We start from the raw sequence: 13,639 nt of genomic DNA on the forward strand, positions 1-13,639 counted from the left end.
CACTGATAGGCATAACTATGCGGTCCTCTGTATGTTTTGTCAAAGCTGACCTCGCCGGAAAATCACGGGGCGCCGCGGCGCCGCCCGCGCTACGGTCGGCTCTTCGGCACACCGGGGGGACCATGAACCACGCGCGAACGGCCGCGCTGCGCCTGGCCGGCGGCTCGTCCCTGCGCGAGGCACTCGGCCGGACCTCCGCGGAGTCCTGGCCGGCCCTCGACCAGGCGGTACGCGACCTGCCGTCCTGGGAGCTCCCCGCCTATGCCGCACCGGACACCCGGTGGTTGCGGTGGGACTGGAACGCGCCGCTGCCCTCCCTGCGACGGAGCCGCAGCCGCCGGGCCGAATCGGAGTCGGAGAACGTCATCGCCCTGTGCCACCCCGACGGCAGGATCCGCGAGGCGGCCCTCGACCGGGTGCCCGGCTCCCCCGCCCTGCTGCCGCTCCTGATCGTGCGGTGCGCGGACTGGGCGGCTCCGGTGCGCGAACGGGCCCGGCTGCTGCTGTCGGAGGTACCCCCGGCCGACCTCGCCCCGCATGCGGACCTGGTCCTGCTGCTGGCCCGGCGCGAGCAGGGCGGGTTCGCGGAGGATCTGCTCGACCGGGGAGTCCGCGGGGGTTCCGCCGCGCAGGTGGAGTCCCTGCTCGCGAGCGGGGACCGCGCCACCCGCCGGTTCGCCCACCGCGTCGCCGTCGACCGGGGCCTCCTCGCACCGGGCCGGCTGGCCCGCCTGGCGGCCGACTCCGGTGACGCGACCCTGCAGGACCTCTGCGCGGACGCGGCCCTCGCGTCGATGCGGGACGAGGACCACGACGACGTGCTCGGAGTGCTGCTGGCGGCCCGGGCCCCGCGCGTACGCGCGGCGGGCGTCACCGCGCTGCGGCGCACCGGGCGTCACCACGAGGCGCGGTCCCGGCTCGCGGACCGGTCCGGAGTCGTCCGGGCCTGTGCCCGGTACGTGGTGCGGCAGGGCGGCGCCGACCCGCTGCCGCTGTACCGGGCGATGTGCGGGGGCGAGATCGCCGAACCGGGCGCCGCCGCGGGGCTCGGCGAATGCGGCGACCCCTCGGACGCGGAGACCCTGTGGGCCCTGCTGGACCACCCGTCCCCCGCCGTCCGCGTCCACGCCGTCCACGGGCTGCGGGCGCTCGACGCCGTGACCCGGGACCGGCTGAGCGTGCTGATCGACGACCCGTCACCCGCCGTGGTCAGGGCGGCCACGCGCGCCCTGCTGCCCGACGCTGCCGGGCTCTCCCGTGCGTGGCTGACCGAGCGGGACGGGCCGGACCGGCCGCGGGCGGTGCGGGTGGCAGCCCAGCGGCTCCTCCGGGCGGCCGGGCACCTTCGTCCCACCGGCTGAAACGCCCCCGCCGACCGGCCAGTTGGGGCGGATAATCGGCCGCATGGGAAAGACGTATGAACGCATGGACGGACGGCTGCGCGCCTTCATCGAAGCGCAGCCCGTCTTCTTCACCGCCACCTCACCGCTGGACGCCGACGGCACGGTGAACCTCTCGCCCAAGGGCGTCAGCGGTTCGTTCGCCGTCCTCGACGAACGGACCGTCGCCTACCTCGACTTCGCCGGGAGCAACGCCGAGACGGTCGCCCATCTGCGCGAGAACGGGCGGATCACCCTGATGTGGTGCGCCTTCCAGGGGCCGCCGAACATCGTGCGGGTGCACGGCCGGGGCGAGCCCGTCTTCCGTGACGACCCCCGCTTCCCGGAACTCCTCGCGCGTTTCGACGGCGTCGACCCCTCCCGGCACGGGCTGAGGGCCATCATCGTGGTGACGGCCGAACTCATCCGGGACACCTGCGGGTACGGCGTGCCGTTCATGAGTTACGACGAGGACCGGCCGCTGCACGGACAGCGCTTCGCGCGGGAGGACGACGCCTCGCTCGGCGCCTACTTCGAGAAGAAGGAGCACATCGCCACCAGCATCGACGGGCTGCCGGGGCTGCCGCTCCCGCTGCCGGTCATGCCCCCCTCGCCCTGAGCCGGGCGGCTGGGCCGGACGGAGCAGGCCCGCGGGTGGCGGAGCGGCGGCCGGTCTACGGTCCGGGCATGCGGAGAATCATGGTGACGGCCTCGGTTCTGCTGGCTCTCGCCGGCCTGCTCGGGGCCCGTCCCCCGGCGGCGGTGGCCCTGCCCCTGCGGCTGGCCGACACCGGCGGCGGCAGCCAGCTCATCACGGCGGTGGCGCCCTCGGCCTCCTCCACCACGGGCACGGTCAGGTGGTGGAGTCTGCGGGCCGGCCGCTGGGTGGCGGCCGGGTCGGCGCCCGCCCGCTTCGGTGCGAGCGGGCTGGCCGAGGGAGCCTCGCGCAAGCAGGGCACGTACACGACGCCCACCGGACTGTACGACCTGCCGTTCGCCTTCGGGATCAAGGCGGCCCCGCCCGGCACGCGCTATCCGTACCGCCGGGTCGGAGACCGGTCGTGGTGGTGCCAGGACAACGCGGCGCGCGCCTACAACCGGTGGGTGGAGCCGCGGCCCGCCGACTGCCGCGCGGCCGAGGCCGAGCACCTGATCACCTATCCGGCGCAGTACGCCCGGGCCCTCGTCGTGGGGTTCAACTACGACCGGCCGGTACGGGGCCGGGGCGCCGGGATCTTCCTCCACGTCAACGGGCGCGGGGCGACCGCCGGCTGCGTCTCCGTGCCGGCGGCCGCGATGGACCGGATCCTGGCCTGGGCCGATCCGGTCCGTCGCCCGCATCTCGCGATCGGGACCCGCTCGGGTCCGACGGCGGTCACCCACTACTGACGTCAGCGCTCGTTCTGGGCGAGCCGCAGAAGGTGGTCGGCGAGCGCCTGCCCGCCGGCCGGGTCGCGGCTGATCAGCATGAGCGTGTCGTCGCCGGCGATGGTGCCGAGGATGTCGTGCAGCTCGGCCTGGTCGATCGCCGAAGCGAGGAACTGGGCCGCGCCCGGGGGCGTACGCAGCACGACGAGATTGGCCGAGGCCTCCGCCGAGATCAGCAGCTCCGCTGAGAGGCGGCGCATCCGCTCCTCCTTGGCGGAGCCGCCCAGCGGTGCGTGCGGGGTGCGGAATCCGCCCTCGCTCGGCACCGCGTAGATCAGCTCGCCACCTGTGTTGCGGATCTTCACCGCCCCCAGCTCGTCCAGGTCCCGGGAGAGCGTCGCCTGGGTGACGCTCAGCCCGTCGTCCGCGAGCAGCTTGGCCAGCTGGCTCTGCGAGCGCACCGGCTGCCGGTTCAGGATGTCCACGATCCGGCGGTGGCGTGCGGTGCGGGTCTGCGGCACGGACGGCCCGCCGTGCTCGGAATCCTGCGCCTCGGTCATCGTCGTCGCCTCATTCTCCGGTGTGTCCCTCTCCGGATCGTCCGTCCCCGTATGCCGCGTCGAGGGCGCCCGGCAGCGCCTGGAGGAACGCGTCCACCTCCGCCTCACCGATGATCAGCGGCGGCATGAGCCGTACGACATCGGGGGCGGGTGCGTTCACCAGGAGCCCGGCACCCTGAGCCGCCTGCTGCACCTGAGGTGCGAGGGGCTCGGTGAGCACGATACCCAGCAGCAGGCCGGCGCCGCGGACGTGGGAGACCAGGGGGTGCCCCAGGCCCTCCACGCCTTCGCGGATCCGCTCGCCGAGCCGCTTCACGTCGTCGAGGACCCCGTCGGCGGCCAGGGTGTCCAGCACGGCGAGTCCGGCGGCGCAGGCGATCGGGTTGCCGCCGAACGTCGTGCCGTGCTGGCCGGGCGCGAGCAGGCCGGCGGCCTCGCCGAACGCCACGGTGGCGCCGATCGGAAGTCCGCCGCCGAGCCCCTTGGCGAGGGTGACGAGATCGGGTTCCACGCCCTGGTGGGCCTGGTGTTCGAACCAGGTGCCGCACCGCCCGATGCCGGTCTGCACCTCGTCGAGGACGAGGAGCGTGCCGGTGGCCCGGGTGATCTCCCGGGCCGCCTCCAGGTAGCCCTTCGGCGGCACGGCCACACCGATCTCGCCCTGGATCGGTTCGATGATGAGCAGCGCGGTGTCGGTGGTCACCGCCGCCCGCAGGGCCTCGACGTCGCCGTACGGGACGTGCGTGACGTCGCCGGGCAGCGGGACGAAGGGCTCGCGCTTCTTGGGCTGGCCGGTGAGCGCGAGGGCCCCCATGGTCCGGCCGTGGAAGCCGCCGTCGGTGGCGACCATGTGGGTGCGCCCGGTCAGCCGGCCGATCTTGAACGCGGCCTCGTTGGCCTCGGCGCCCGAGTTGGAGAAGTAGACCCTGCCGGCACGGCCGAAGAGCTGGAGCAGCCGTTCGGCGAGAGCGACGGGCGGCTCGGCGATGAAGAGGTTCGACACGTGGCCGAGGGAGGCGATCTGGGTGGAGACCGCCTCGACGATCGCGGGGTGGGCGTGGCCCAGCGCGTTCACCGCGATGCCGCCGACGAAGTCGAGGTACTCGGTGCCGTCGGCGTCCCACACACGGGCGCCTTCGCCGCGGACGAGGGACAGCTTCGGGGTGCCGTAGTTGTCCATCAGCGCGGATTCCCACCGCTGCGAGAGCTCGGCGTTGGTCATGCTTCCCCCTGTGCGTCGGGCACGACCATCGTGCCGATTCCCTCGTCGGTGAAGATCTCCAGCAGGATCGAGTGCTGGACCCGGCCGTCGATGACGCGGGCCGTCTCCACGCCGTTGCGCACGGCGTGCAGGCAGCCCTGCATCTTGGGCACCATGCCGCTGGAGAGTTCCGGCAGGAGCTTCTCCAGTTCGGTGGCGGTGAGGCGGCTGATCACGTCGTCGCTGTGGGGCCAGTCCTCGTAGAGGCCCTCGACGTCGGTGAGGACCATCAGCGTCTCGGCGTTCAGCGCGGCGGCGAGCGCGGCGGCGGCGGTGTCGGCGTTGACGTTGTAGACGTGGTTGTCCTCCGCCGAGCGGGCGATGGAGGAGATGACGGGGATGCGGCCGTCGTCCAGCAGCGCCTGGATGGCGCCGGTGTCGATCGCGGTGATCTCGCCGACCCGGCCGATGTCGACGGCCTCGCCGTCTATCACGGGGCGGTGCTGGGTGGCCGTGATGGTGTGGGCGTCCTCGCCCGTCATGCCGACGGCGAGCGGCCCGTGCTGGTTGAGCAGGCCGACGAGCTCGCGCTGGACCTGCCCGGCGAGCACCATCCGTACGACGTCCATCGCTTCGGGCGTGGTGACGCGCAGCCCGGCCTTGAACTCGCTGACCAGGCCGTGTTTGTCGAGCTGGGCGCTGATCTGCGGGCCGCCGCCGTGCACCACGACGGGCTTGAGGCCGGCGTGCCGCAGGAACACGACGTCCTGGGCGAAGGCCGCCTTCAGCTCCTCGTCGATCATGGCGTTGCCGCCGAACTTGATGACGACCGTCTTGCCGTTGTGCCGGGTCAGCCAGGGCAGCGCCTCGATGAGGATCTGCGCCTTCGGGAGTGCGGTGTGCTTCCGCGCCGCGGTCATGAGCTGTACGCGCTGTTCTCGTGGACGTAGTCCGCGGTGAGGTCGTTGGCCCAGATGACGGCGGACTCGTTGCCCGCGGCGAGGTCGGCGGTGATCTTGACCTCCCGGTAGCGCATGTCGACGAGATCGCGGTCCTCGCCGACTCCTCCGTTCTTGCAGACCCAGACGCCGTTGATGGCGACGTTCAGCTCGTCCGGCTCGAAGGCCGCCTTCGTGGTGCCGATGGCGGACAGGACGCGGCCCCAGTTGGGGTCCTCGCCGTGGATGGCGCACTTGAGGAGGTTGTTACGGGCGATGGAGCGGCCCACCTCCACGGCGTCGTCCTCGGTCGCGGCGTTCACGACCTCGATCCGGATGTCCTTGGACGCGCCTTCCGCGTCGCCGATCAGCTGCCGGGCGAGGTCGTCGCAGACCGTCCGCACGGCCTCGGCGAACTCCCCCTGCTCCGGGGTGACGCCGCTGGCCCCCGAGGCCAGCAGCAGCACGGTGTCGTTGGTGGACATGCAGCCGTCGGAGTCGACCCGGTCGAAGGTCGTCCGGGTGGCGTCGCGCAGCGCGGCGTCGAGCGCGGGGGCTGCCACGTCGGCGTCGGTGGTGAGGACCACCAGCATCGTGGCCAGGCCGGGGGCGAGCATGCCCGCGCCCTTGGCCATGCCGCCGACGGTCCAGCCCTCGCCGCCGGCCACCGCCGTCTTGTGGACGGTGTCGGTGGTCTTGATGGCGATGGCGGCCTTCTCGCCGCCGTGCTCGCTCAGGGCCGCCGCGGCCTTCTCGATGCCGGGGAGCAGCTTGTCCATGGGGAGCAGCAGACCGATGAGTCCGGTCGAGGCGACGGCGATCTCGCCGGCGCTGTGGCCGTCGAGGACCTCGGCCGCCTTCTCGGCGGTGGCGTGGGTGTCCTGGAAACCCTGCGGGCCCGTACAGGCGTTGGCTCCGCCGGAGTTGAGGACGACGGCGGTGACCTCGCCGCCCTTGAGCACCTGCTCCGACCAGAGGACGGGAGCGGCCTTGACACGGTTGGAGGTGAAGACGCCCGCGGCGGCGCGACGCGGACCGTTGTTGACCACGAGGGCCAGGTCCGGGTTGCCGTTCTCCTTGATTCCCGCGGCGATGCCCGCCGCGGAGAACCCCTGTGCTGCCGTGACGCTCACGGTGCCACTCCGATCGTGGAAAGTCCGGTGTCCTCGGGGAGTCCGAGGGCGATGTTCATGCTCTGCAGGGCCCCGCCCGCGGTGCCCTTGGCGAGGTTGTCGATGGCGCTGATCACGATGATCCGTCCGGCCGCCTCGTCGTACGCCACCTGGATCTGCACGGCGTTGGAGCCGTACACCGCGGCGGTCGAGGGCCACTGCCCCTCGGGGAGGAGATCGACGAACGGCTCGCCGGCGAAGGCCTTCTCGTACGCGGCACGCAGGGACTCGGCGCTCACGCCGGGCTTCGCCTTCGCGCTGCACGTGGCGAGGATGCCGCGGGGCATCGGGGCGAGGGTCGGGGTGAAGGACACGGTGACCGGTTCTCCGGCGGCGGCGGAGAGGTTCTGGATCATCTCGGGCGTGTGCCGGTGGACGCCGCCGACGCCGTACGGGGTCATGTTGCCCATGACCTCGGAGCCGAGCAGATGCGGCTTGGCCGCCTTGCCCGCGCCCGAGGTGCCTGAGGCGGCGACGATCACGGCCTCGGGCTCGGCGAGCCGGGCCTCGTACGCCGGGAAGAGCGCGAGCGACACGGCGGTGGGGTAGCAGCCGGGCACCGCGATGCGCTTGCTCCCCGCGAGCGCGGCGCGCCCGCCGGGCAGTTCGGGCAGCCCGTAGGGCCAGGTCCCGGCATGCGGCGAACCGTAGAACCTCTCCCAGTCCGCGGCGTCCGCGAGCCGGAAATCGGCCCCCATGTCGACCACGAGCACCTCGTCCCCGAGCTGCTCGGCGACGGCGGCGGACTGCCCGTGGGGCAGGGCGAGGAAGACGACGTCGTGCCCGGCCAGCACCTCGGGGGCCGTCGGCTGGAGCACCCGCCCGGCCAGCGGCCGCAGGTGCGGCTGCAGCGCGCCGAGCGGCTGTCCCGCGTTGGAGTTAGCCGTGAGGGCCCCGATCTCGACCCCGGGGTGGACCAGCAGAAGGCGGAGCAGTTCCCCGCCGGCGTATCCGCTCGCCCCTGCCACCGCTGCACGTACCACCATCGAAACCCTCCTCGTCGATGGCATGACTATACGCATCGCTGCACTTTTATGCAAAGAGTTGCGATCATCGCGCTCAGCGGGCCGGGTGTGACCGAGCGTTTCAGTTGGCCCTTGAGCACGCCGGTCGGCGCCTGTGCCCGCCGGTCGGCCCCGTGTGTGGGTCGGCAGGACTCCCGCCCGGGGAGATGCCGAAGTCGGCCTCTAGGCTCCGACGCCATGACCAGTGATCCCGGGTTCGTCTGCTCGTGCTGCGGGGCCCACCACCCTGAGCCCCCGACTTCCACGAGCGGCCCCGTATCGCCCATCCCGGTTGCGCCGCCCGGCTTGAGTTCCAGGGCCCGGCGGTTCGTCGAAGTGGAGGGCGTTCACGTCCGGCCGCAGGACATCCTCCGGTATCGCGATGTCTGGATCGGGCACGGGATCCCTGCCGCGGAGGTCGACCGGGCCGCCGCCTTTCAGGAATGCTGGGGCGGCCTCGCCCTGCCTCCGGCCCCGTTCTACGAAGGCGGTCCGCGCATCCTGGACACCGACTGCCCCGAGCAGATACCCGCAGAGGGCTGGTTGCTCCCTGCGGGGGACTGCCGGGTGTCGATGGCCTACGGCTTCATGGTCGGCCCCGACGGGGCGTTCGGGATCGCCGCCGACCGGTGGACACCCCTGCATGCCCACACCGCCGGGTGGGTGGAGTCCCTCGCCCTGGCCGCCCACGCCCGCCGGTGGGCGAAGACCATCACGAAGCTCACCGGCGAGGCCGTGGAAGCGCTGGATCTCGGCGGCTTCGAACCGGTGCCCGAGGTCCAGGGCGTGACCGACGCCTGGTGGCGGGGCGCGGACTCGCTCGTCGCCGTGTACCGAGGCGAGTCCGTGCTCCTTGACGCCCCGCAGTGCCTCGAAGCACACGTCTACAGCGGCCTCGACGAGTGGGGCCTCCAGGGCGGCTGATCCCCGCCGGCCCCGGGGGGCTGACCCCGCCGCCGAATCTGAGCACGTACATGGCAGGAGGGCCACCTATCGCGCTCGGTCACGCGGGCCGGGGAGCCTGCCGTCCCCGGGGCCGGCGGCGGGGCGGAGGCTTCGGGCGTCTTCGAAGGCCGGTCTCCTGCCCACGGCGCCGCGCGTGCTCGCGGACACCGGTGAATTCACCGATGCCGCCCGGGCCGCGCGCCCCGACCCTGAGCTGAGCAGGCAGCCGCATCCCCGCATCCCCACACCCCTGTCAGGAGTGCCCCATGCGTCGTCGTTCACCCCGCCGGCTTCTCGGCGTCCTCGCCGCCGTCACGGCCGCGTTCACCCTGTTCGGCTCGACGTCCGCGGCCGGCGCCGCCGACCGTGCGCCGGCGGCGAGGACCGCCAGCGTCGCGGCCGTGACTCCGCTGTCGACCAGCACCCCGGTCGTCTTCGTCCACGGGTACACCGGCAACGCCTCCAACTGGGTCACCGCCATGAGCGTCTTCCAGCTCAACGGCTGGTCCAGCTCCAAGCTGTTCGCCTACGAGTACAACTCGTACGGGAACAACGTCACCAACGCCCAGGGCCTGGCCGCCTTCGTCAACAACGTGAAGGCCCGGACCGGCGCGAGCAAGGTCGCGATCGTCAACCACTCCATGGGCGGCCTCGTCAGCCAGTACTACCTGAAGGTCCTGGGCGGCAACACCAGCGTCAGCCACCTCGCCTCCATCGCGGGGGCGAACCACGGCACCACCTTCGCCAGTGCCTGCCTGATCTACACGACCTGTCAGCAGATGTACCCGGGCTCGTCGTTCATCTCCCAGATCTCCTCGGGTGACGAGACGCCGGGCGACACCAAGTACGCCACCTGGTACTCGGCGTGCGACGGCATCATCCTCCCGTACACGAGCACCAGGCTGAGCGGCGCGACGAACAACAACGTGCTCTGCCAGACCCACATTGGGTACCTGGCCGACACCCTCGTGCTCGGCCAGATCGCGCGGTTCGTCGCCTCCTGACGCACTGCGCGCACCCGGCGGCGTCCCGTCCCCACCCGCCCGCTCGGCGGCGGAGGCGGGACGCCGTCCGCGCCCGGCCGGCCGCCCCGGCGGGGCTCAGCCGAGGGGGGCGCCGAACCACCGGAGCAGCCGGTCGCGCAGTTCGTGCGGGTCCTCCCCGGCCCATGCCACGTGGCCGTCCGGACGCAGCAGGACCGCGGGCAGGTCCCGGTACCCGCCGACGCCTCCCTCGCCGGTGTCGGCGACGTGGTCGACCCGGTCCGCCCAGCCGGCCGCCGAGAGCCGGCCCGTCCGGTCGAGGAGCAGCCCGCGCCCCTCGTGCGTCAGCGAGTAGAGACGCCGCCCGTCCCCCAGCTCCACGTCCGGCATCCGGCGGCCGAGCAGTGCGTGGCCCTCGCCGAAGTCGTAGCGGACGTCGAGCGCGGTGATCATCCCGGTCATGTACCGGTTCACCTCGTCGAAGCCCATCAGCTTCGTGAACAGCTCACGCAGGGCGGTCGCACCGGGATCGGTCCCCAGCAGCGTGATCTGCGCGCGGGTGTTGGCCAGTACGGCGGCGCCGACCGGGTGCCGTTCGGTGTGGTAGCTGTCCAGCAGGCCGTCCGGCGCCCAGCCGCGGACCGCCGCGGCCAGCTTCCAGCCGAGGTTGAAGGCGTCCTGGACGCCGAGGTTGAGGCCCTGGCCGCCGGTCGGCGGATGGATGTGCGCCGCGTCCCCGACCAGCAGCGCCCGGCCGACGCGATAGCGCTCGGCCTGGCGCGTGGCGTCGCCGAACCGGGACATCCAGCGCGGCGAGTGCACTCCGAAGTCGGTGCCCGCGACCGCCCGCAGCCGCTGCTTGAAGTCCTCCAGGACCGGCGGGGCCGTACGGTCCTCGGACACCCCGTCGGCAGGCACCACGACGCGGCACACCCCGTTCACGGCGGGGCTGACGCCGAACCGCAACTGGGTCCTGCGGACTTCCCCGACGACGGCGGCGATCTTCTCCGGATCCTCGGTCACCTCCATCTCCCCCAGCAGGGTCTCGACCGTGGCGGGCTCGCCGGGGAAACCGACACCGAGCAGCTTGCGGACCGTGCTGCGGCCGCCGTCGCACCCGACGAGATAGCGCGAGCGCAGCCGCGTGCCGTCCGCCAGCCCGACGGTGACACCGGCCCCGCCCTCGTCCTCGTCGTCGGACTGGCTCAGCGCGACCACTTCGCAGCCGCGCCGGATCTCGGCGCCGAGTTCGACGGCCCGCTCCTCGAGGATCCGCTCGGTGACCGGCTGCGGGGTGGCGACACCGAAGGGGTGAGCCGTGTCCAGCCCGTCCGGCCACGCCGTGGCGATACCGCCGAAGAGGCCGCCCACCTGGAACTTCTCGCTCACCGCCAGGAAACGGTCCAGCAGGCCCCGCTGGTCCATCACCTCGACGCTGCGGGCGTGGAGGCCCTGCCCGCGGGACTCCCCGGTGGGGGCGGCCAGCTTCTCCAGTACGACCACCCGCACGTCGTGCAGCCGCAGCTCGGCGGCCAGCAGCAGCCCGGTCGGACCACCGCCGACCACGATCACGTCAATCATCGCAACACCCGTTCAAGATCAGCAGACTTCGGCCGTGGCCGGTCATTCTGCGGCGGACAGGGGGCCTTGCCGCAAGGCCCCCCGTCCGCTATACCTGGAGAGCGGCAGGGAGCCGGTTCGCTCCTTGCCTTTCGTTTTTCCGTCCCGTTCCGGTGACGGCGCCCTCCCTCAGCTCCATCCGGGTTCCGCTGAACCGTGCCCGCATCCGGCGGTCGTGCGTGACCAGCACCAGCGCACCGGCGTATCCGGTCAGCGCGGTCTCCAGCTCCTCCACCAGCGCGGGTGAGAGGTGGTTGGTCGGCTCGTCCAGCAGGAGCAGGTCCACCGGTTCGCTGACCAGCCGGGCGAGTTCGATGCGGCGCCGCTGGCCGTACGAGAGATCTCCGACGCGCAGCCGCAGGGCGTCCGGTTCGAACAGGCCGAGCGACAGCAGCCGGTCGGCGTGCTCGTCCCGGTCGCCGGAGCGGCCCCGGGCGAACGCCCCCAGAAGGGTCAGGCCCGGCGGCCACGGCGTCTCCTCCTGCCGCAGGTGTCCCACCCGGCCGGCGAGCCTCACCGCGCCCGCGTCCGGCCGGTGTTCCCCGGCCAGGACCCGCAACAGGGTGCTCTTCCCGGCGCCGTTGGGGCCGGTGACCAGGAGCCGTTCGGCCGGTCCGATGCGCAGCCGCGGCACGTTCAGCCGGCCCTCGACGACCACGTCGTCCAGGGCAGCGGCCGGGGCCTCGCCGGGGGAGGCCGCCGTGGTGAGGCGGGCCGTGAAGGAGAGCGGGTCGGGCGGCGGGGTCACCGGGTTCGCGGTGAGCCGTTCGGCCCGCTCCTTCGCGTTGCGGATACGGCTCATCGCACCGTGGGCGCGACCGCGGGCCCGGAACGCCCCGGAACCGAAGGCGGCCTTCGCCGTCCTGCGCGGGATGGCGTCCAGGCGGACGGCGTTGGACTCGGCCAGCCGGCGGCTGCGGTCGAGTTCGGCCCGCCACTCGTCGTACCGCTCCTGCCGCCGCCGGCGTTCGGCTGCCTTGGCCGTGAGGTATCCCGCGTAGCCGTTGCCGTGACGGGAGAGGCGGCCGCCGTCGATCTCCAGGACCGTGCCGGTGATCCGCTCCAGGAACACCCGGTCGTGGGTGACCGCGAGGACCGTTCCGCGGTGGGCCCGCAGATGGTCCTCGAGCCAGCCGACCGCCCGGTCGTCGAGATCGTTGGTCGGCTCGTCCAGGAGCAGCAGTTCCGGGCGGGACGCCAGCGTCGCGGCCAGCGCCAGCCGCGACCGCTCGCCGCCGGAGAGCGTCCCCAGCGGCCGGTCGCGGGAGAGCCGCCGCAGACCGAGCCCGTGCAACGCGGTGTCCACCCGGGCGTCGGCGCCGTAGCCGTCGCGCGCCTCGTACTGCTCGGTGAGGCGTGCGTACGCGGTGAGGGCCGCTTCCAGTTCCCGGCCCGGACGCGCTCCGGCCAGCGCGAGCTCGGCGCGGCGCAGCTGCGATTCGAGGGCGCGGAGCTCCCCCAGGGCGATGTCGACGGCGTCCTGGACGGTGGCCCGCGGAGACAGCCCGGTGGTCTGGGCGAGGTACCCCGTTCCGCCGGGCGCGATGACGGTGACCTCGCCGGCGTCGGGCCGTTCCCCGCCCGCGAGGAGGCGCAGCAGCGTGGACTTGCCCGCCCCGTTGTCGCCGACGACGCCGGCCTTCTCGCCGGGCGCGAGGCTGAACGAGATCTGCCGGAGCACGGTGCGGTCGCCGTAACGCTTGGTGACGCCGTGCAGGGAGAGTTGTGCTGGGTGTGCTGGGTGCATGGAAAGGCCCCTGTTCCCGGCCAGGCCGGCAGAACGGATTCGAGGACGGATCGGCACCACGGCGGCGGAGCTGAGCTCTACGCGGTCGTGGGCGGGGCGATCACAGTGTTCCCATGCGGACCAGGCTAGGCGTGGCCCGGCCGGCTGTCACCGGGTTTTCCGGGGCCGCCGGCGCCTGCCGCGGGGCGAGGGCGCCGTCGGGCGAACGACGTGTGGGGGTCTTTGTTTCCCGCGAGGATCCTCGCGGGAAACAAAGACCCCCACACGGTGGTGGATCCCGGGGCGGACTAGGAAGCGTCCTTGCGCTCCGCGTTTCGCTCCTTGATGCGTACGGTTTCCTTGCGGACCTCCGCCTGCGTGGCCCGCTCCTTCTGCAGCCACTCGGGGTTGTCCTGCTTCAGCGCCTCGATCTGCTCCGTGGTGAGGGCCTCCGTGACTCCGCCGCGGGCGAGGCCGGAGATGGAGACGCCCAGCTTGGACGCGACGACCGGCCGCGGGTGCGGGCCGTTGCGCCGCAGGTCCTGCAGCCACTGGGGCGGATCGGTCTGGAGGGCCGCCAGCTCGGCGCGCGAGACGACACCCTCCTGGAACTCGGTGGGGGTGGCCTCGAGGTACACACCCAGTTTCTTCGCCGCGGTCGCGGGCTTCATGGTCTGGGTGGTCTGGTGGGACGTCATGGTGTCAAGAGTATCGAGCGTGTGCGCCACCTCTGACCACGACCG

General features: G+C 72.7%; 13 protein-coding genes. 5 read left to right on the forward strand and 8 right to left on the reverse strand.

Annotated elements, in window-relative coordinates:
• Nucleotides 1–122 precede the first annotated feature (122 nt).
• The 3 genes from E6R60_RS17580 (at nt 123) to E6R60_RS17590 (ending at nt 2,768) form a co-directional block, all read left to right on the forward strand.
• Complete coding sequence (locus tag E6R60_RS17580; RefSeq protein WP_136327511.1) at nt 123–1,361, forward strand: HEAT repeat domain-containing protein; 1,239 nt, start codon at nt 123–125, stop codon at nt 1,359–1,361.
• Between the two features lie 43 nt (nt 1,362–1,404).
• On the forward strand, nt 1,405–1,998 hold the full coding sequence (locus tag E6R60_RS17585; protein ID WP_136327512.1) for a pyridoxamine 5'-phosphate oxidase family protein: 594 nt from the start codon (nt 1,405–1,407) through the stop codon (nt 1,996–1,998).
• 68 nt (nt 1,999–2,066) lie between these two features.
• Nucleotides 2,067–2,768 (forward strand): L,D-transpeptidase family protein, encoded by a 702-nt coding sequence (locus E6R60_RS17590; protein WP_136327513.1) that lies wholly within the window; start codon nt 2,067–2,069, stop codon nt 2,766–2,768.
• A gap of 2 nt (nt 2,769–2,770) precedes the next feature.
• On the opposite strand, the gene E6R60_RS17595 is transcribed toward E6R60_RS17590, so the two are convergent.
• From E6R60_RS17595 to argC, 5 genes are read right to left on the reverse strand one after another with little or no spacing between them, the layout of a single operon-like run.
• Nucleotides 2,771–3,307: an arginine repressor gene (locus E6R60_RS17595; RefSeq protein WP_136327514.1), complete on the reverse strand. Its 537-nt coding sequence runs from the start codon at nt 3,305–3,307 to the stop codon at nt 2,771–2,773.
• 10 nt (nt 3,308–3,317) lie between these two features.
• Nucleotides 3,318–4,529 (reverse strand): acetylornithine transaminase, encoded by a 1,212-nt coding sequence (locus tag E6R60_RS17600; protein ID WP_136327515.1) that lies wholly within the window; start codon nt 4,527–4,529, stop codon nt 3,318–3,320.
• Complete coding sequence (gene argB, locus E6R60_RS17605; RefSeq protein WP_136327516.1) at nt 4,526–5,428, reverse strand: acetylglutamate kinase; 903 nt, start codon at nt 5,426–5,428, stop codon at nt 4,526–4,528. The genes E6R60_RS17600 and argB overlap by 4 nt, the downstream gene beginning before the upstream one ends.
• Entirely contained in the window at nt 5,425–6,579 is a 1,155-nt protein-coding gene (argJ, locus tag E6R60_RS17610) for a bifunctional glutamate N-acetyltransferase/amino-acid acetyltransferase ArgJ (RefSeq protein WP_136327517.1), read from the reverse strand. Before argJ ends, argB begins: the two co-directional genes overlap by 4 nt.
• A complete protein-coding gene (gene argC / locus E6R60_RS17615) occupies nt 6,576–7,604 on the reverse strand; it encodes an N-acetyl-gamma-glutamyl-phosphate reductase (RefSeq protein WP_136327518.1) in 1,029 nt (342 codons plus the stop codon). Before argC ends, argJ begins: the two co-directional genes overlap by 4 nt.
• Nucleotides 7,605–7,928: 324 nt before the next feature.
• Between argC and E6R60_RS17620 the strand changes: the two genes are divergently transcribed.
• Nucleotides 7,929–8,546, forward strand: coding sequence for a hypothetical protein (locus E6R60_RS17620; protein WP_240802607.1), 618 nt, complete (start codon nt 7,929–7,931; stop codon nt 8,544–8,546).
• A gap of 287 nt (nt 8,547–8,833) precedes the next feature.
• Entirely contained in the window at nt 8,834–9,571 is a 738-nt protein-coding gene (locus E6R60_RS17625) for an alpha/beta fold hydrolase (protein ID WP_136327519.1), read from the forward strand.
• Between the two features lie 96 nt (nt 9,572–9,667).
• Here E6R60_RS17625 and E6R60_RS17630 read toward each other — a convergent pair whose 3' ends face one another.
• The 3 genes from E6R60_RS17630 to E6R60_RS17640 form a co-directional block, all read right to left on the reverse strand.
• Nucleotides 9,668–11,131: an FAD-dependent monooxygenase gene (locus E6R60_RS17630; RefSeq protein ID WP_136327520.1), complete on the reverse strand. Its 1,464-nt coding sequence runs from the start codon at nt 11,129–11,131 to the stop codon at nt 9,668–9,670.
• 88 nt (nt 11,132–11,219) lie between these two features.
• Entirely contained in the window at nt 11,220–12,917 is a 1,698-nt protein-coding gene (locus tag E6R60_RS17635) for a TlrC/CarA/OleB/SrmB family ABC-F type ribosomal protection protein (protein ID WP_136327521.1), read from the reverse strand.
• Nucleotides 12,918–13,204: 287 nt separating this feature from the next.
• Nucleotides 13,205–13,594, reverse strand: a complete 390-nt coding sequence (locus E6R60_RS17640) for a DUF5997 family protein (RefSeq protein WP_136327522.1) — start codon at nt 13,592–13,594, stop codon at nt 13,205–13,207.
• Nucleotides 13,595–13,639: the final 45 nt, after the last annotated feature.

This window comes from Streptomyces sp. A0642 (genome assembly GCF_004795105.1).
Lineage (GTDB): Bacteria > Actinomycetota > Actinomycetes > Streptomycetales > Streptomycetaceae > Streptomyces.